Annotated in this window: 17 protein-coding genes and 1 tRNA gene; 8 read left to right on the top strand and 10 right to left on the bottom strand. The window is 41.3% G+C overall.

Annotated features, from left to right (window positions below; genetic code table 11):
- The first annotated feature begins 2 nt into the window (after positions 1 to 2).
- The gene (topA, locus tag C0V70_RS14370; RefSeq protein ID WP_102244558.1) at positions 3 to 2492 is read left to right on the top strand and encodes a type I DNA topoisomerase; all 2490 of its coding nucleotides are present in this window, start codon (positions 3 to 5) and stop codon (positions 2490 to 2492) included.
- 69 nt (positions 2493 to 2561) lie between these two features.
- Here the strand turns inward: topA and C0V70_RS14365 are convergent, their stop codons facing one another.
- Both C0V70_RS14365 and C0V70_RS14360 read right to left on the bottom strand, forming a co-directional pair.
- Positions 2562 to 4559: a DUF3943 domain-containing protein gene (locus C0V70_RS14365; protein WP_102244557.1), complete on the bottom strand. Its 1998-nt coding sequence runs from the start codon at positions 4557 to 4559 to the stop codon at positions 2562 to 2564.
- Between the two features lie 200 nt (positions 4560 to 4759).
- Positions 4760 to 5764: a phosphatase PAP2 family protein gene (locus C0V70_RS14360; protein WP_102244556.1), complete on the bottom strand. Its 1005-nt coding sequence runs from the start codon at positions 5762 to 5764 to the stop codon at positions 4760 to 4762.
- Between the two features lie 154 nt (positions 5765 to 5918).
- On the opposite strand from C0V70_RS14360, the gene C0V70_RS14355 reads away from it, so the two are divergent.
- Entirely contained in the window at positions 5919 to 6542 is a 624-nt protein-coding gene (locus C0V70_RS14355) for an RluA family pseudouridine synthase (RefSeq protein WP_102244555.1), read from the top strand.
- On the opposite strand, the gene C0V70_RS14350 is transcribed toward C0V70_RS14355, so the two are convergent.
- Positions 6526 to 7404: a class I SAM-dependent methyltransferase gene (locus C0V70_RS14350; protein WP_102244554.1), complete on the bottom strand. Its 879-nt coding sequence runs from the start codon at positions 7402 to 7404 to the stop codon at positions 6526 to 6528. The genes C0V70_RS14355 and C0V70_RS14350 overlap by 17 nt on opposite strands.
- A gap of 140 nt (positions 7405 to 7544) precedes the next feature.
- Between C0V70_RS14350 and C0V70_RS14345 the strand changes: the two genes are divergently transcribed.
- Positions 7545 to 7621, top strand: a tRNA-Arg gene (locus tag C0V70_RS14345).
- A 353-nt stretch (positions 7622 to 7974) separates the two neighbouring features.
- Here the strand turns inward: C0V70_RS14345 and C0V70_RS14340 are convergent.
- Entirely contained in the window at positions 7975 to 8517 is a 543-nt protein-coding gene (locus tag C0V70_RS14340) for a GNAT family N-acetyltransferase (RefSeq protein ID WP_102244553.1), read from the bottom strand.
- A gap of 138 nt (positions 8518 to 8655) precedes the next feature.
- Positions 8656 to 8955, bottom strand: a complete 300-nt coding sequence (locus tag C0V70_RS14335) for a hypothetical protein (protein ID WP_102244552.1) — start codon at positions 8953 to 8955, stop codon at positions 8656 to 8658.
- A gap of 175 nt (positions 8956 to 9130) precedes the next feature.
- Here C0V70_RS14335 and C0V70_RS14330 point away from each other — a divergent pair, with 175 nt between their 5' ends.
- Complete coding sequence (locus C0V70_RS14330; RefSeq protein ID WP_166637331.1) at positions 9131 to 9553, top strand: bacteriohemerythrin; 423 nt, start codon at positions 9131 to 9133, stop codon at positions 9551 to 9553.
- On the opposite strand, the gene C0V70_RS14325 is transcribed toward C0V70_RS14330, so the two are convergent.
- Positions 9544 to 9900: a hypothetical protein gene (locus C0V70_RS14325; RefSeq protein WP_133566595.1), complete on the bottom strand. Its 357-nt coding sequence runs from the start codon at positions 9898 to 9900 to the stop codon at positions 9544 to 9546. The two genes, C0V70_RS14330 and C0V70_RS14325, sit on opposite strands and share 10 nt — an antisense overlap.
- 119 nt (positions 9901 to 10019) lie before the next feature.
- Between C0V70_RS14325 and nrfH the strand changes: the two genes are divergently transcribed.
- Both nrfH and C0V70_RS14315 read left to right on the top strand, forming a co-directional pair.
- On the top strand, positions 10020 to 10472 hold the full coding sequence (nrfH, locus tag C0V70_RS14320; protein ID WP_142409080.1) for a cytochrome c nitrite reductase small subunit: 453 nt from the start codon (positions 10020 to 10022) through the stop codon (positions 10470 to 10472).
- A 9-nt stretch (positions 10473 to 10481) separates the two neighbouring features.
- Entirely contained in the window at positions 10482 to 11825 is a 1344-nt protein-coding gene (locus tag C0V70_RS14315) for an ammonia-forming cytochrome c nitrite reductase subunit c552 (protein WP_102244548.1), read from the top strand.
- A 27-nt stretch (positions 11826 to 11852) separates the two neighbouring features.
- On the opposite strand, the gene C0V70_RS14310 is transcribed toward C0V70_RS14315, so the two are convergent.
- Positions 11853 to 12797: a hypothetical protein gene (locus tag C0V70_RS14310; protein WP_102244547.1), complete on the bottom strand. Its 945-nt coding sequence runs from the start codon at positions 12795 to 12797 to the stop codon at positions 11853 to 11855.
- Positions 12798 to 12912: 115 nt separating this feature from the next.
- Here C0V70_RS14310 and C0V70_RS14305 point away from each other — a divergent pair, with 115 nt between their 5' ends.
- Positions 12913 to 13170 carry a hypothetical protein gene (locus C0V70_RS14305; RefSeq protein ID WP_102244546.1) on the top strand — a complete coding sequence of 86 codons (258 nt, stop codon included), beginning with the start codon at positions 12913 to 12915 and terminating at the stop codon, positions 13168 to 13170.
- Positions 13171 to 13190: 20 nt separating this feature from the next.
- Here C0V70_RS14305 and C0V70_RS14300 read toward each other — a convergent pair whose 3' ends face one another.
- The 3 genes from C0V70_RS14300 to C0V70_RS14290 form a co-directional block, all read right to left on the bottom strand.
- On the bottom strand, positions 13191 to 13877 hold the full coding sequence (locus C0V70_RS14300) for an FAD-dependent oxidoreductase (RefSeq protein ID WP_102244545.1): 687 nt from the start codon (positions 13875 to 13877) through the stop codon (positions 13191 to 13193).
- Positions 13878 to 13897: 20 nt separating this feature from the next.
- Positions 13898 to 16288: a S41 family peptidase gene (locus C0V70_RS14295; RefSeq protein ID WP_102244544.1), complete on the bottom strand. Its 2391-nt coding sequence runs from the start codon at positions 16286 to 16288 to the stop codon at positions 13898 to 13900.
- Between the two features lie 113 nt (positions 16289 to 16401).
- Complete coding sequence (locus C0V70_RS14290) at positions 16402 to 17544, bottom strand: metallophosphoesterase (protein WP_102244543.1); 1143 nt, start codon at positions 17542 to 17544, stop codon at positions 16402 to 16404.
- A gap of 235 nt (positions 17545 to 17779) precedes the next feature.
- On the opposite strand from C0V70_RS14290, the gene C0V70_RS14285 reads away from it, so the two are divergent.
- A complete protein-coding gene (locus C0V70_RS14285) occupies positions 17780 to 18793 on the top strand; it encodes a BON domain-containing protein (RefSeq protein WP_102244542.1) in 1014 nt (337 codons plus the stop codon).
- Positions 18794 to 18898 lie beyond the last annotated feature (105 nt).

Below are 18898 nucleotides of genomic sequence, written 5' to 3'. Positions count from 1 at the left end.
ACATGTGTGCAAAAGCAGTTGCTAAAAAAGCGGCGAAAAAAGTCGTCGTGAAAAAGACACCAGCAAAAGCAGCAAAAGCTGTCGTGGCCAAAAAAGCTCCGAAAGTTGCTGGAAGCAAAGCAGATAAAGACGATAATGAAAAAGTGTACGGAGATTATGACCTGGTGGTCGTTGAGTCTCCGTCAAAAGCAAAAACCATTAAAAAATATTTAGGAAAGGGATTTCAGGTTGTAGCGTCTAACGGACACATCAAGGACCTTCCAAAATCAAAGTTAGGCGTTGATGTTAAAGACGACTTCGCACTAGACCTTGTTCCGATTACCGGAAAAAAAGATAAGATCGAAAGAATTCAGGAACTCGCAAAACACGCCAACCAAATCTACCTCGCACCCGATATGGACCGCGAAGGAGAGGCGATCGCTTTCCATCTTGCTGAAGAAATCGGAAAAAAGAAAAGCATCCACAGAGTTGTTTTTAATGCCGTAACAAAAACTGCCGTTAAAAATGCTATTGATAATCCAACTGAACTTAATCAGCCAATGTATGACTCGCAAAAGACAAGACGTGTTCTTGACCGCCTTGTGGGTTATAAAATTTCGCCGATCCTTTGGGATAAAGTTCAAAGAGGGATTTCAGCGGGACGTGTTCAGTCGGTAGCTTTAAGAGTTATTGTTGAGCGCGAAGACCAGATCAAAAAATTCGTTTCAGAAAAGTGGTTTTCAATTCAAGGTGAACTTGAAAAGAAAGGCATTAACTTTGAAGTGCGCTATTACGGTGAAGAGCAAGGGAAGAAAACTGAACTTGATGGAAACGCCGGAGAAAAACTTGCAAAGAGTGTTCTAGCAGACATCAAAGGCAAGCCACTAAAAGCAATCGAAGTTAAGAAAAAAGAAAGAAGACAAAATCCAACAGCGCCATTCACAACATCTAAGCTTCAACAGGAAGCAGCTAACAAGCTTGGTTTCACAGCGAAGAGAACGATGATGGTTGCCCAGATGCTTTATGAAGGGGTTCAACTAAGAGACCACGGTCTGCAAGGTTTGATCACTTATATGAGAACGGACTCGGTGAGAACAGAGCCGGAAGCGATGAAGTCAGTTCGCGACTACATCAAAAAGAAATACGGAAAAGATTTTTTATCAGCAGAAGAAATTGTCTATAAGAAAAAAGGAACAAGTAAGGTACAAGATGCCCACGAGGCCATCCGTCCAACTAACCTTGAGTTCACACCGGATGAAGTGCGTGGGGATTTAGATCCTGACCAACAAAAACTTTATGAACTAATCTGGAACAAGTTTATCTCTTCTCAAATGTCTCAAGCTGTAATCGATCAAACAACTGTGACGTTTGAAGCAGGTGGACACTTCTTTAAATCAAATGGTTCAATTGTAAAATTTCCTGGCTTTAGAACTGTTTATCTTGATTCTCTTGCGGAAAAACAAAGCAGAAAGAATGAAGATGAGTCTGAAGAGAGTGAAGAACCAAAAACAGGACTTCTACCGGACATTTCGGAAGGAGAGTCATTTGCTCAGAAAAAAGCAATTGATATGGAAGAGCACTGGACTTCACCTCCTCCAAGATTTAATGAAGCCTCTCTGGTTAAAGCTCTTGAAGAAGACGGAATCGGACGCCCGTCTACATACGCGGCGATCATTTCCAACATTCAAGACAGAAACTACGTAGAAAAAATTGAAAACCGCTTCGTTCCAACAGAACTTGGAAACGTCGTTTGTAAAATGTTAGTGGAGAGTTTCCCTGACGTTATGGATATTGAATTCACAGCTAAAGTTGAAGAGCTTCTGGATAAAATCGAAGAAGGCGATGTCAGCTGGAAAAAAGTTTTACGTGAATTCTGGAAAGGGTTTGAGTTGACGCTTGAAAAAGCTAAAGACGAAATGAAAAACCTGAAGAAGCAGTCAATCCCAACTGGGGTTCATTGCCGTAAATGTGCCGATGGTGAATACCAGATTAAATGGGGGAAAAACGGGCAGTTCCTTGCTTGTTCAAACTACCCAGACTGTAACTCGACTGAAGATTTTAAAAAGTCATTAGACGGCGTTATTACAATTATTGAAAAAGAATTTGCTAAAGACCCATGCCCAACTTGTGGCAAGCGCTTAGCGATTAAAAAAGGGAAATACGGAAAGTTCCTGGCGTGCGAGGATTATCCTCAGTGTGCGACGACTTTACCATTTACCCTGGATGTCCAATGTCCGCTTTGCAAGGTTGGAAAATTCGCAGAGAAGAAGAGCCGTTACGGAAAACTATTCTACGGATGTTCAAATTACCCAGAGTGTTCAAATGCTATGTGGACCAAGCCATACGCTTTTGACTGTTCGGCTTGTGGGCACCCAGTGATGGGAGAGAAGTTCACGAAGAAAAACGGCAAGCAGTTAGAATGTCCTAAGTGTCGCCACCGCGTCGATATCGCGGACACTCCATTTCATGTGGACGAAGAGTCTGGTGAAATTATGGAAGAAGCAGCAGAATAAAAATAAAAAGGGCCTCTTATCGAGGCCCTTTTTTTATCTGCTTGCCGGAGTTAGGGCTCCAGGCCCGCTTTAGAATTTATATACGAGTGTTCCCATTGTTCTCTTTTCAATTCCTTTCGTCTCAAAAGCATCACCATTCATTGAACCAGTTCTGATGTTGTATTCATGAGAGAGTTGGAGTTTTAAGTTCTTTGTTAAACTAAAGCTTACATACACGCGGTTGATATGCATTGTATCTGAGAACGTGTTACCACTTGTTGCTTCAACTCTGTTTCTCTCGTTGATACTTGTTGCGCTAGAGTGTTGTCCCCAGTATCCCACTTCCCATCTTCCTTTTGAAATTGAGATCGCGGCGATTGCAGAAGCACCAGCTCCCCAGTAGTATCCTTTTCTCTTCATAACACTTGATTCATTATCAATACCGCCATTGGCCGTTCTGTATTTTTCCAGAGAGTATGCTTTTACCATCGCGAAGTCACCGTAGATACCGAAGTCCGCTCTGATGTTAAAGCCGTTGTAGTTAATGTTAGCGTGAGCTGTTGCTCCTAAAATGTTAACTGTACCGTAGAAATCTTCTTTATCTGAAAGCTCTGCGCCTCCGCGGTCATGCCAAGTAGACCCTGAACCGATACCGACAATCAGGTCATATCCACGCAATTGTCCTTTTTCATCTTTTGTCATGTTCTTTTGGTGGTAGGCCGCCATTACAACTTGTGCGACAACTCGAAGATCTGTCAGACCTTGGTTACCGTTTAGTTCTACGATCATTTTAGACATTGCTGTATCGTAAACAAGTTGTCCGCCTTTACCTTCTTTGTTGTAGTCTTCCATCTTTACAACTGTTGCGTTCATACCAATAACGTAGTCGCTGTTTTTTGATGGTTCGTAAGCTTTTTGTCCTTTTTCAAGACCAACGTAAACTGAGATGTCTGACCAACGAGGCTTTTTACAGTCTGGTTGGGCCGCGTATTTGTCGCCTTTATAAGCTTTGTCCAGAGCATGGTTTAAGGCCATGTTCGGGTTGAGTGTATAACCAAGAGCTTTTGCTCCAAGTGAGTTTTTAGAAACAAGAGCACATGAGATCTGGTAAGTTGCTTCACCGATAACATAACCACCAATCGGAGTTAAGATCTGGTCGTTGATCGACATAACTTCATGGTACTCAAGAGTTTCCCACGCCGTTGAAGAAGCAAATCCGATAAGTGCTGATTCAAGAGAGTTAAATCCGTTTGTACGCGCTGTCTGGTAGTACATAACTCCGGCGTAAGTGTGTCCGTAGTTTGAGAATTTATCGTTGTCATCAAAAAGGATAGCGTCACCTGTAACGTATTTCCCTTTTAGACCTGATGAAAGAGAGTAGTCGAAGTCAACCTGATTGAAGACGAGGTTCTTATAATAGATCCCCATGGCCGCTGAAAGCTGAATACCAATTTCAATACCAGTTCTTAAGTAATTTTTCTTTCTTGGAGATTCATTTTCATAAAGTGTAATTGCTTTATTGATAGAGATTGGCTCCATCGTGATGTTATCTAAGAATACGCCTTTTTTCTCATCGTATGAAATCTGGTTAGATTCAAATGCACCGTTAGCAAGAACTCCGGCCTTGTAGGCAAGTTCGTTGTCAGCATATAAGAAGATGTTACCCAGGACTTTAGCAAAAGCATCTTCTTTAGAAGCTTTTGATGTTGGGCTGTCTTTGAATTCCCAACCAACTGCTTTAAAGTCAGAGTCATGAACGCGCGACCAGTTTGTGATATCCATCGACAGAGATGAGTCTCTATTTTTTGTTATACGTAAGTGGTAGTCGTATGATTTGGAAAATTTTTGAAGATCTGAGTCCATAAAATTATCAGTATCGAACTCACGGCATGTGACGTTTGTTCCATTTTCTGTAATTTGGTTGGCAATAGTGTAAACCTGAAGACATGTACTTCTTTTCCATTCTTTGCTTTTATTGTCTTTTATATCTCCAACAGAAACTAAGACTTTCTTTTGAGGGATGAATCCCGCAGAAGCTCCAAAAGAAACTGTAAGAAGTAAAAGAGCAAATAATGAGTAAGTCTTCATAAAAAGATCTCCCACAGAAATGACATTAATTACAAAGCATAGAGAGCAAGAAGAGTGCCGAGGGATTTGACTTAAAATTCCATGGGATAGATGGGAGAGGGTGTCTAAGGTTTAGACAGGTGCAGATTTCTTAACAGGTTACAAATAAGAAGGCCCCATCCATTGGATGAGGCCTATGTTTTACAGGGGGTTCTAGGGAGTTATTTCTGTTTCATGACTTCGGCCATACATGCCTTGGCCCTCTCGATTTGGTCGCTGATTTTCGCACATTTTAGCGTCGAAGCTTTTTGTTTTGGAACGTAGTTTACGTTCACCATAAGTGTTCCAGTTAGTGGGTCAATTCCAGGTGAAACTGAGAATCCACCATTTTCTTTACTTTTGTCTTGTTTCATAAAACTTAAAAATAATCTGGTGACAAATGTCCCCATGATCGCACCAGTGATAACATCAGATGCCCAATGGTTTTCACCATAAACTCGGGCGTAGGCTGTAAGTGAAGCCAGACCGTAAGCTACATAGGGAACAACAGGGTAGTCATCTTTATACATTTCAGAAACAATTGTTGCGATCGTAAAAGCTTGAGTCGTATGTCCTGAGAAGAAAGACTTACTTTTTTCCTGGAAGAATTCATACGGGTTTTCACTCTGAGCTGGTCTCATTCTTCCGAATAAGTTTTTTGCTCCTTCGGTAACGAGTTGTCCGGCAATGGTTGCACCTACAGTGAAAAGTGCTACTTGCTTCAGTTTATTGTCTTTATAAACTACCCCAAGGAAATACGATCCAGCGACAAGAGGAATAGTGGCTTCTCTTCCTAGGAAATTTCCTACGGTGGTAATTGGGTCAGACATGACTGTTTTATGTTCAATGGCGAAATCTGTAATAGCTCTATCATTGGCAAAGGCCACAACTCCCAAGCTGGTTGCCGCGGCCAGGGCCACGAGCTCCTGGTTTTTCATATCCAGAGGGATGTAAAGAGGTTGGGCCTGTTTATCCGCTTTAATAAAGCGACTTAATTCCTGTGTTGGCGTTGTTTTCCCCATGATAGAGGCGATTTGTAGCTCTTGCTCTGCTGTGCAACCCTGGATTGTGTTTTGGCATGATAGAATGGATTCGACTTCATGTTTCCATCGAGAATCGTACATATCAGCAGCATAAACGTTCAGGTTGAAAGTGATGGCACTTAAAAGCAGAAGAGCAGTTTTCATAAACTTCCTTTAGTGATGCATTTCTATTTCTTTGCTAAGAAAAGCAAGATGAATACCAAAACTAAAGATTGAATTTGTCGCTAGTTAAGAAAAAGTGTCTGTCTTTCTTTTTTTAAACTGCCTAAATTGTCGACGATTTGCTAACATATCAAGCATGATTCAAGTCTTATATGAGGATTCTGACTTTCTAATCGTCAATAAACCTTCAGGTTTAATCGTTCACGCGACGGTGGATAAGTCGCGCGAAAACCTCTACGACATTCTAAAAAAAGATCATCCGGAGCTGGCGATTCTTCACCGCTTGGACAAAGACACATCCGGGGCCATGCTCTTTTCTAAAAATCCAGAAATCAATAAAGACATCCAGGCCATCTTTGATGAAAGGACGATTGAAAAAAACTATATCGCTTTAGTTCACGGTGAATGGGAAGGTGAGAAGGGGATGATGGAAGACTTTCTTAAAAAAGAGAAGGTGAAGAATAAAGAAAAGATGGTGAAGGTTTTAAAAGGTGGACAGAAGGCCATTACATATTTTGAAAAGAAAGATTATAAAAATGGTGTCTCGCTCATGAGCTTTACACTGGAGACAGGACGTATGCACCAGATCCGAGTCCAGTCTGCACTTCGCAATCACCCTTTACTCGGTGATGCTTTTTACGGCAAACCAGATAAGGCAGAGCGCTTGTTTTTGCACTCTCATCACTTGGAGTTTCAATTCCAAGGGCGACTGATTTCAGTCACCGCTCCATTGCCAGAAGAATTTAAACGATATTTTTAGCTAGAGAGTAGATTCCAGCTGGAAGAATTCTCGGGTCATTTGAGTGGCGAACACCTAGCTCTCCAACCACGATTTCCTTTTTTGACTTGTGATCGTTCATGATGTTTCTTAAAGCTTCCGACTGCACACCGTGAGTGTGAGAAGAAAGAAAGAAGAAACTCTTTTCGCGGTTTAAGATATTGTAACAATCCGTGACCATCTCATGAATCATCTGTTCAAATTCCCAGACTTCTTTATTGGCCCCGTGACCCCAGCTCGGTGGATCGGCCAGGATTGCATCGTATTTGAAACCTTTTCTTAGAGAATGTTTAATAAATCCTCTCACGTCTTCTTGAACGAATTTAATTTTTTTTGTGTCTAACTTAGAAAGCTCAGCGTTTTCTCTTCCCCAAGTTAAAACACCTTTACTTGAATCTACATGAAAAACTTCTGCCCCTGTTGAAAGAACAGCAAGGCTGGCGCATCCAGTGTATCCAAACAAGTTTAAAAACTTAATTGGACGTCCCAGTTCTTTTTGAAGCGCTTCTGTTTCACGAACAAGTGTGTTCCAAACAGCTTGCTGTTCAAAGAAAACTCCGCAATGGCCAAAAGAAGTGAACTTTAATTTGAATTTTAGTTTTTCCCATTCAAGCACTAAGTCTTGTGGCTCTTTATTTTTGTGTTGCCAAGTTCCGCCACCATCAGACTTTCTAATACAAACTGACGTTGCTTTTTTCCATTCGCCTTCAGATAAGCGCGGGGCCCAGATGGCCTGAGGAGAGGGGCGTTCAACAGTGACCCCTGCGATGATTTCGAGTTTTTTACCAAAACCAGAATCGAGCAGAGTGTAGCCTGGGATATTTTCAGAAACTAAATTTGTCATGGGAGGTTTATAGCGATAGAGGTCAAAACTCGCAAGCTTTTGTGTAAAAAGGAGGCATTTTTAGGGGTTTAGAGGGCAATTTTGAGGGCAAAAGTTGTTAAATCGTGCTTTCATTTTTATACTAAGGCTTCCAGATCAGCGCACCTTTAGCTCAGCTGGATAGAGTAGCTGGCTTCGAACCAGTTGGTCGGGGGTTCGAATCCCTCAGGGTGCGCCATTCTTTACGATTGTAAACAATTTCAAAAAATAGTTAAAAAATTCAGGATTGATATCTGAATATAAAAAAAGAATTGCTTCAGCATTTGAGCCAATACCCATTGGTATTCCTGACATTCCAATTCTGAAAGACTCGACCAATAACAACATAAACCAGCACTAATAAAAAACCCCTCGTGATAAGAGGGGTTCAAAGCATTGAAAGTTCCCGCAGGTCTAGCAAACCTGAACTTGGGAGGTATTTCATTCTAGCACATTTATAAATTTGATCAAAGCTGAGAGCTCCTTTGGCCAATGAAGGCTACCTTAGGAGGGAGAAGAAATTCTCCCTCTTCTTATATTTGTGTTAGAAAATTACTTCGCGTCGATATAATCTTTTTCAAGGATTGAGAAGAGTAAAGAATCACGCCATTGTCCACGGACATATAGCTCTTCACGCAAATAACCTTCCTGCTTAAATCCTACTTTTTCGAGTAAGTGTTTCGAGCCTAGGTTATGTGGAAAACAGGTCGCAGATATTCTATGAAATTTAAGTGTTTCAAATCCAAATTTAACCAAGGCCGCAGCAAGCTCAGTACCGTAGCCTTTGCGCCAAAATTGTTTGTTGAGAATGTAGCCTAATCCACCGTGCTGATGGATATCACTTCTGATCCACACGCTAGAGCTACCGATAACAGTTCCAGAAGATTTAAGGGTGACTGCAAAGTTAAATACTGTGGGATTTTTACCTTCTAAGGGAGCAGTAGTTTCAGCAAGAAACTTTTCTGTTTGTTCCCGTGTGTTCGGTCCCCAGTCCATATATTCAACATTCGAAAGGTCGGAGCAGAAGACATGTAAGTCATCAATGTCGGACATTTGAAAAGGTCTTAAAATTAGATTTGCTGTCTGGATTTCCATAGTAAAATTTTAACAAATGCTACTTCTTGGTGTAAAGAGACTTCGTCGAGTCGACCTTGAAACTTCAATAAAATGGGAAAGTGAAAATAAAAAAGACCATCGGTTAGGATGGTCTTTTTTATCTTTCGATGCTGTATTTTACTCACATTCTCCATCGCTATCACCACTGCCAATCTCAACGATTTCACAATTCTCTTTTTTGATTGTGATATAAAAGAAATCAGAAGGGCCACAATCGTCGTAGTGAGCGGTTTCTTTTTCTGGGTTATTTTTCCAATCAAGTTTAAGGTCAATAAGAATGTCTTTCGCGTTTGATTGAACTGAGCCTTCTCCAATTTCAGATAATACTTTTTGAGCACAGGCCTTTGGCATCTTTGCTGAAAAGGCAAAACTAGAAAGTGAAAAAGACATCATTAGGACTGCAAGAGCAAGTTTCATAGTGACCTCCATATAAATTGTTGGGGCAGAGATAACAGGATTATGACGAGGGGTGCAAGTTAAGTTGTTATTATCTTTTCACCAATGGTGAAAAAGCGACCTAAGTCATGGTTTCTTTTTGGCAATTATGGTTTTTTAAAGTAAAGAGGAGCCTATGTTATTTGACACTCAAAAAATGAATAAAGTCCCATTCGAAGACATGAACGAAGTTCACGCAGAAGAGCTTGAACTGGCGAACTCGATTTACGAATACCTCACATCAACCAAAGATTACGACCACTCTCGCATCGAGAAAATGCTGGAAGAGTTTGCTTTTCACTTGAGAGATCATTTTCTTTTTGAAGAAGATATGATGGCGGAAACAAATTGTCCGATTTTAGGATGTCACTCTAATGAGCACAAGCGCGTCCAGAAAATCATGTATCAACTCTTTCAAGAGTACGCATTAACTAAAGACGTGAGTCTGTTGAAATTTTATTTTGAATTCGAATTCAAGTCTTGGATTGAAAATCATATCCTGACGATGGATATGGTGACAGGGGCCTATTTAAAAGATCCTGAAGCTTTTATGAAGCAGGCTGCGGCAACTCAGGGATAAAGTTTTCCACAAAGATCCATACATTCTTCGTCATTAGTCGCTTCTTTCTTTTTAGCAAAAGTAATCCCGGCCACGTTCGCACGGATGTCGGCCGTTTCAGGATTTCCCATTCCCATCATATCTAGCAATTCTTTGAGAAGACCGGCACTGTAAGCATCCAGTGTTCCGCATCGAAGTGTTAGCATACAAGAGACTGAACAGTGCTTGAACTTGTCGCGTGCATTAGGTGCGTTGACCTTGGCAACAAGAGGCTTCACGTAAAAAGCCGAGCAGACAAAGTTTTCCTCTTCATTGGCAAATGAAGCAGATGAATTCAAGAGAAGTAAAAGAGAAATTAATTTTAGCATGCACTAATGGTAGACCGTCTTTTATAGTTGAGCAATTCAGATTTGCTGACATTCATCATCATAAAAATTATTTTGTGAAAATTATTCTTCTTGTTATACTTATCACGAAAGGAGAGAGCTTGAAGAGCAAGATAACTATCTTCGTTATTCTTTGCGCAGTGATTGGTCTCTCTTTAGGATTAGGGTCTTTTACCTTCATCTATGGGAAAGGTTATTCGTATTTACAGGATGACCCAAAGGCCTGCGTTAACTGCCATATCATGAAAGACCAATACGACAGTTGGTCTAAATCGTCGCACAAAAGTGTAGCGACTTGTAATTCATGTCATGCTCCACAAGAGTTTTATCTTAAATATCTCAATAAAGCGGAAAATGGTTTTAACCACGGATGGAAATTCACCACCGGAAAATACCGCGATCCCATCAGAATCAGAGAACACAATTTTGATATTGCCATGAAGTCATGTCTGCACTGTCATGGAGATTTAATGAATTCGGCCCAGCACGAGAAACCTTTACTTGAAGGACGTTCGTGTGTGCAATGCCATAGGGATGTTGGTCACAGTCATTAAGAGGGGAAAATGAATAAAAAACAATTGGCCTTAATCGTTGTTGTCTTTACCATTGTGGGAGCGGGAATTGGTTTTCTTGCGACTGACATTGCGGTGAAAAAGAGTGAACAGAAAAATCCTTTCTTTCGCGTGGTCGAAATCTCGCCGCTAGAAGATGACCCTGCAGTTTGGGGAAAGAATTTTCCTCTGCAATATGACACCTATTTAAGAACTGTCGATCAAGTGCGCACCAAGCACGGTGGTTCAGAATCAATTCCTCGCATGCCTTCGAGTGCAGACCCTCGCGATCACGTGGCCCAGGACAAATTAAAAGAAGACCCACGCTTAAAAATGATGTGGCTTGGTTATGCTTTTAGTAAAGACTTCCGCGAAGAAAGAGGTCACGCTTACATGCTTGAAGACCAACTCTTCACTGGACGCCAGCAAGTTCCACAACCTGGTGCTTGTTTAAACTGTCACGCTTCAACTTACCCGATGATGTATAAACTTGGTGATGGAGATATTCAAAAAGGCTTCGAGATCATGAATAAGATGCCTTACCATGAGGCGGCTAAAGGGGTGAAGCACCCGGTGAGTTGTATTGATTGTCACGATTCGCAAAGCATGCAATTGAGAGTCACTCGTCCGGCCTTTATGGAAGGGATTGCAAAATACAAAGCAACTCTTGGTGTTCAAAAGTATGAAGTTAATAAAATGGCCACACGTCAGGAGATGCGTACATTTGTGTGCGCTCAATGCCACGTTGAATACTATTTTAAAGGAACTGAAAAGCGCTTAACTTTTCCTTGGGATAAAGGGATTAAAGGGGATGAGATCTTAAAAGAGTACCAGGAGAATGGACACAAAGACTGGATTCACGTAGAGACAAAAGCTCCAGTGCTAAAGGCCCAGCACCCTGAGTTTGAAATGTTTAGTCAGGGAGTCCATGCGAAGTCAGGTGTCTCGTGTGTGGACTGCCACATGCCTTATCAGCGCGTAGGTGCGATGAAAATTACAGATCACCAGGCAAGAAGCCCGCTTCTTAACATTAATAAGTCATGCCAGACATGCCACCATTCACCAGAGTCAGAGCTACTTAGTAAAGTTGAATTGATTCAATCAAGACACCTGGAAATGCGCAATAGAGCTCTGGATGCTCTCATGGCGTTCATCACTGATTTAAAAAATGCCCAGGCCAAAAACTTTGATCCGGCAAAAGTTAAAAAAGCACAGAACCTACAGAGAGAAGCTCAGTTCTTAATCGATTTCGTGGAAGCAGAAAACTCTGCAGGATTCCACGCTCCTCAGGAAGCGGCCCGCTTGATGGTGCAGGCCCTGGATAAGATCAGAGAAGGGCAATTGATATTAAAATAAAACAAAGGCCGCTTAATGCGGCCTTTTTTATTTGAGCTTTTTTAATCTCTCAATAAGTGACTTATTAGCCGTTTCATAATTTGGAAGATCTGAGCCCTTTGCTAAAAGAATTCTCACTTCCTCAACGATGGCATCACCAATCTTTTTTAACATGACTTTCTTTTCGTCTAAATTCTTAGGCCACAGGTTTTTTCCGATATATGTTCTAGTGTACGCGAAATAACCATGCTCTTCAGTCATAAACACTTTATGGCGGTCAGTGAACTCCGTATTAAAATCTCGGGTCTGAACCATTCTAAAGGCCCTGTCATTCATCTCATCATAATAAAGGGCCGTGAAGATGGCACTCTTGTCATCAAACTGGTAATTGGCCACAACGTCAGCATAGAGTTCAGAGTAGGCCGTTGTCACACGGGCAAAACGAATAAAGTTTTTATTGTTAAGAAGTTCTTTGTTTTTGGCTTCAAGCTTTTGTTGAATATCTTTTGAGTCCGGATTTTTGACCGCTGCAATTTTAAGTGCAGAAATATCCTGGCTGAAAGTGATGTAGCCAGCATATTGAGGAAATTGTTTTAAAAGAGCATTCTCTAATTTTTTTTCAAGAAGTGCATGACCATATTCATGGGCGACTGTCGCCAGGTTGGCCACAACTGTCGTGGGGTATTCTTGTCCAAATTCGCTGGTAAAAATCAAGCGCTCTGGAACCTGGATAATTGTTCCACCATCAAAACTGGCGTTATCAAAAACATGCTGGACAAAAAGATTCACTGGAACTTTTTCTTCACTGAATCTTTGGACACCAATAATCATGTCTTCAACATTGGTGACATACCCACAGTCCATCTGGCCGGAGCTGGAAATGCCATAGGCCTCAATGACCGGACTTTTCTCTTTGAGAGGGCAGTCATAGGCATTGGCTAAGTTGGTAAGAAGGCCACCTAAAAGCAGGGCAAGTGTTGGGATTGTTTTCATGCGGTTATTGTAGGATGAATCGAGGGGGGCAGGGTGTTTTATGTAAAAAATACTGTATCCCTTGAGAGCGGCCTTGACTCAGGCATAATCGAGTTAAATAAATAATGGAGCCCTTATGAAAGAGTTTATGACGTTTGTCCTGCTTTTAATGTCTGTGTCTGCTTTTGCTGAGACTCGAATTATAGGTAAAGATGCTGAGAATCTGTTTAATAGTCTTGAAGGTCAATACGAATACACTTCAGGGGCCAAAGTAAGCGGTCTTTCAATTGAAACAATCATCAGACATGACAATGAGATTAGCTGCCAGAAAGAGACTGTAGAGTATTCAGGAGCACTGGCCACAGTTAGCTACGAATGTATTGTGAAAGAATAAAAGAATGTAGAAATCGAGCATTACCACCATTTTTCGAAGTGGATGTGATCTGCTGAGACGCCTGCTTCTTTAAGTTCGGTCACCATCGAATCAATCATCGGACGGGGGCCACAGATAAAAAAATGTGATCCTAAATCCGTTCCATATTTTTTTAGCATCGCCAGATTCATGCGAGTGGTTTCACCTTGCCATGACGGCGAATGCCCTTTGGTTGCGGTAAACACACTGTAGGGAGCTAGTTCCTCGCGAAAGAGGATGTCTTCCTCGTAGGACACAGAATAGAAGAGTTTTAGTGATGTTTTCGTTTTATCCACACTTCTAAACATCGAAAGAAGAGGAGTCACCCCAATACCTCCGGCGATAAAAACTAAAGGTGAGTTCATGTACTCTTCCTTTAAAAAGAATTTTCCCTGGCCTTCAGTAATCATGACTTCTTGTCCTGCTTCAATCTGATGAAGGAACTGAGTCACTGGATGTGTATTGGATTCGCGCACAGCAAGGGTTATATGGCCTTTTTCCTGGATAGCAGAGGTGATGGTATAGCCACCAATATTTTTGCCCTCAATTGGGGCATAAAGATCTATCCATTGGCCTGGTTTAAAATGGTATGAACGAGAACCATACTCGAGTTTAAAGGCCTTGATTCTGGCCGTGACTTGTGTGACTTCGGTGATGATTGCTTTAAAAATGTCAGGTTGATTACTCATGCAACCAACCTAACATAGAATTACTGAATTTGAATATTAGAAATGCTTCCGCCTTTTCCAGAGAAAGCCTCATCACTGATGACTTTGAATTTCAAGTCAATATTCTTACCGGCAAAGGCCCCAAGGCTAATTCGGAAGCTCTCATTTTGCGGTTGAGAAACCGGCTCCATTAATTGAGTCTCCACGCCATTGACGATGGCCACGATTTCAAAGAAGTCATAATCAGGCTCTGTATCCATGATTAGGTCAAATGAAAGAATGGTTTCAGTTTGAGGAAGCTCAATTGAGAGCGTCGCCTCTGTAGATGTCTCCGGGCAATATCCTTCAAGTAAAAGAGCATTTGCAGATTTTTGCCATCCGCAATCTGCATTCTTGGGATAAGTTGTGGTGATAACATCACCAATAACATTGAGGTCTTGAAGTTTTTTAAATTCAGGCAGAGTCTCAAGAAGAAGTGAGGTTCTTAAAACCGGCAAACGCGTAGATGAATCGCGGTCAAAGCCGTAAATTTCAACTGACTCTGTTCCATACGGAGTGTTTTTAGAGTTAAGCGTGATAGCAATCTTATCCTCTTCATCTTTTTCAAAACGCTGAACGAATTTTTTATTCTTGAATACTGAAATGTAATCAATATTTCCAACTGATGCGATCAGGTTAACCAGGTTATCACCGTGAACTTGAAATGATTTTTGTTCAAACTCCACAAAAGTGTCTGAAGATTTCTTTAGCGTAGGGTCTTTTAAAAAATCGTTGTAGATCTTGGCAACAACTGTAGAGTTTTGAGTTAAAAGATCATCAGTTTCTTCGTCAAGAATAACATCTGTCGCAACACCACGGTCTTCAATTAAAGAGTTATCCGCCAGGCGATGAGCATGTCTGGCCGTTACACGCATTGAAATATTTTGTGGTGGAACTGGCATATCAATTGATTCGAAGGCCGGTTTCATATAGCCGGTTGCCCAGACGTTGGCCCCTCCACCAAAAGTAGAGTGGTCAGTACCATAGATTTTAACGCGAGCGTAGTCTTTCATAACAGCAGAGAAAAGGTCACATGATGAAAAGCACTCGCTGTTTGTTAAGAGAACAACTTTACCAAAGTAGCTCTGAGAAACGCGAGAAAGGTCCGTCAGAGTTGTCAGGTTTCCTGGTCCAACTAATGTGTTGTTGTTTCCTTGAGGGATCATCAACTTCAGCCATGATGGATCGTCTTTAAACATAAAACTCATAAAATCATTTGCTCTTACATAAAAAGGAATGCTCTTAACTGGCATTGCTCCAAAAAGGGCGGCCATCTTTTCTGCAAATGAAATTTGCCCACCATAGTTTCCGCGCAGGTCGATAACCAAAGCACTCGTGTCTGCCAGATTTTGAGTCAGGACTTTTTTAACCTCTGCCACTGCCGCATTTGTTCCTTCTGGTGCATCAAAGCTATCCAGTTTTAAATAACCAAAATTCTGTCCCTGGTAAGGAATCACTTTCCAGAAAAGGTTAGGGTGCTTTGTCGTATGGGGTGCACTTAAGTCGACTAAGGACGTTTCTGAGTTGAGGAATTTTTTCTTCACTAGTGGAAGCTTGTTTTTAAAGAAGGTGATAAATTTATTTTTCCAATTAAGGAAGAACTTTTTACGTTCTTTTAATTTTACTTCTCTTAAGTTCTCATCAGTCTTGCCAGATTGAACTTTTTCTTCGGTTTTTTCTTTTAAACAATCAGGATTAAAACGCGCAATCCATGGAGCAACAATAGAGTACTCTTCTCCGTTGGGCCTTTTGAAGGAAGCGGTAATTTCATTATCTTTTTGCAGGATTGATCCATAGTGGCTGCGGAAATAAAGATCAAAAACACCCTGAACGATAACCGCATCAGGTGTTGAGGCCCCAACGGCTGCCGAGCGGGATTTTATATAACTTAGTGGGGATGTATTTTGGTAGCTTACGAGTTCATCTCCCGGTGTGAGTTTTTGAAGATCGGGAGAAAGATTTTTAAGGTTGAGGTTAACAGAAGTCACGATGATTTTATTGGCCTTCATTTTTTGAAGAGAAAAACCAGTCAATGAGCTATAACAGGCATAAGGCTTAGGCAGATTGTAGTTTACATGGAAGTCGCGAACACTGGTATAAATCGCCAGCATCCTTTGGTGAAATTCAACTTCATCCATTTCGTGGTAGCGGTCTTCAATGATTTTTAAATCCGCCAGAGGATTGGTCGGATAGATCGACATTTTATGTTCAAGGTTTACATAGACTTTTGAAAAAAGAGTTCTTGTATAAGAGATGATAAGCTCTTTATCTTCATCAGATAATGGTTTGAAGGTCATTTGACTGCGGACATCTTTGAGTGGCTTGAACTGATTTTCTTCAGCAGCAAAAGCACCAGTAGAAAAAACCAAAAGAAGACAAAGTAATGACTTCATTAAACATCCTTTATTAAGAATAGATGTGATTAAAAGAGCAAAGCTTATGCCGAGAAAAGGCTTCTGAATTCAAGACGCTGGAGGTGAAGTAAAGGAAAAGAATTGGTCAGTGTTTAAACTTTAGACAGTTTTAAAAGGGTGATTTCGGAAGCAATTCCAAAGCGGTGAGCTGGGCCCCAATATCCGGTTCCCGGGTTGACATAGAGCCAGAGTTTGCCGTGGCGGTTGAGCCCCTTGTAGTAGCGGTGGGCGATAGGTATGAGCAGGCTAAAAGGAAAGAATTGTCCAGCGTGGGTGTGTCCGGAAAACTGCAAGTGAAAGCCATATTTTTCGGCGTTCACATAGGGATCAGGTCTATGTGCAAGTAGAATATTAAAATCAGTTTTTTCCTGAGTTTCACGGGCCTTTATTAAATCTGGGCGGTGTTCCTCTGAAAAAGATCTTCCAACTGGATCGGAAATACCGGCCACTAAAAGTTTTGCAGAACCAATGTTGAGAATGCGGTTGGAGTTGATTAAGAGTTCAAAACCCAGCTTTTTTAATTCAGGCAATAAACTTTCGACACCCCAGTAATACTCGTGATTGCCGGTGACGTAGAAAGTTCCAAAACGAGATTGCAATTCTCCCAGTGGGCGTAAGTGTTTTTTGATTGGTTCAGTGTGAGCGTCAGCAAGATCACCAGTAATAACAACTAAGTCAGCATGAGTAGCGTTGGTTTTTTTCACAACTTTATTGACGTAGCGGCTTTGAATTGTAGGTCCAATATGCAGATCACTGATTTGGGCGATCTTTAAGTTTTCTAGCTCAGGTGGAAGATCTTTAATTGGCAAATCGACTTCAACAACTTTTGGACCGCGAAGCACTTCAACAAATCCCAGGAATGTCACGAGAGCAGAAAGGGCGAGAATGATAGTATAACCGCGAGGACCAATAAAAAATTCGCCATCTTTAAACATCGAAAAAACAAAATGAACAATATCGATGGGGATAGAGATCATAATAAATGTTCCCCACCATCCCATAAAGAGTGAGCCAACCCACGTTAATACCATAAACCATTTGGCCTCAAAGGCATCAGGTTTGTTGCGCGAAATAAACATGGAAGAAATCATGAGTGCAAAAAAAACGGAGGTTCCAGCAAACATGATATAGGGATGCGCTGGAGCGATCTGTAATCCTTTAAAACAGGTGTAGGCAAACAATGAAGAGAGGACAAATAAAAATGGAATCACATCTTTCTCACTGCCTCTCATCATACGGAAACGTCTTCTGTATGCAAATGTAAAATTGTGAATAACTCTATGCTTACTTCAATGTGACTTCCATTTTTGCCCCTTCCTGTTTGGAATAATGTCCATTCTGATAACGAGCACCGCGTTTTATGCTCCTCGAATTTGGCATGCAAACTGCTTTTAAGAGTGAGCATATGTTTCTTTAAAAAATCTAAGAACATTTCTACACGTCGTAGAACTTAAAACATGGAGGACTATTATGAACCGTAGACACCAAGGACAACAACCCACTAGGAACGCCAGTACGTCATCACTTAACAGACAAAGAGGAAACCAATTCAATTCAACTTCATCATATGGACAAAATTATGATCAAGACCAAGAGTACGAAACAAATGGACAATACCGCAATAAAAACAGAGCAAACTACTCAGGCACAACTGGTTCGTGGGGAGACGATGCTTATGAGGCCGGAAGGGCACCAAGCTTCAGAGACACAGATTATGACCTGGATGGAGCTACTTACAATCGTCCAGACAGACACCAAAGAGGAATGAGTTCTACTTATGATTCACATGAGACAAATGACCGCAACAGAAGTCCATCAAGATTTTCATCACTAGACGATGATAGATCATCTTACGGAAGATCGTTAGAGCGCGATAGCGCTGATAGAGGTCAGGATAGAGAAAGATCGTGGGACAGACCTTTTGATAGAAACACCGATCGTTTTAATGCATTAGAAAGATCACGTTCGTCCTCAGAAAGATTTGGTTATCCATCAAGCATGGATTCATGGGCCCATCATGGAGCTAGTGAATACGACCGCTACCAATACAACTCAGGTGTGGGCCGTCAGTTGCAACCTGGGTGGGTGGGGTCTGAGCACGAGCATGATTACGATTCACAAGGTGGTATGAGACATTCAAGCTTTACAGGAAAAGGGCCAAAAGGTTACAAACGCTCTGACGATCGCATCAAAGAAGAAGTTTGTGAAACTCTGGCAAGAAACCCAAGAATTGATGCAAGCGATATTGAAGTGAAAGTCGAAGAGGCCTGCGTGACACTTTCAGGTACTGTTGAAAGTAAAGAAATTAAACGTGCCGCTGAAATGGCCATTGAAAACCTTTCAGGCGTAGATGATGTAAAAAATGAAATCAGAGTTAAAAGAGCAGACGACTCAATGTTTGCTTCTTCGGCCGGTGGAAAAAATGCAACATCATCAAGCACTAAATCATCAACTTCACAGTCAAAAGGCCCTGGTCATCTTTAGTCTGCGATAGACATTTTAAATAAGGTCCCGGATTCGTCCGGGGCTTTTTTATTAAGATTTTATCAGGAACGAGTTGACTGAATCTTAACGAGACAAGACAGAGTT

The sequence above is a fragment of the Bacteriovorax stolpii genome (assembly GCF_002872415.1).
GTDB classification, from domain to species: domain Bacteria; phylum Bdellovibrionota; class Bacteriovoracia; order Bacteriovoracales; family Bacteriovoracaceae; genus Bacteriovorax; species Bacteriovorax stolpii.
The sequence above is the reverse complement of the archived record's forward strand: the minus strand, read 5'-3'. Positions and strand labels throughout refer to the sequence as shown.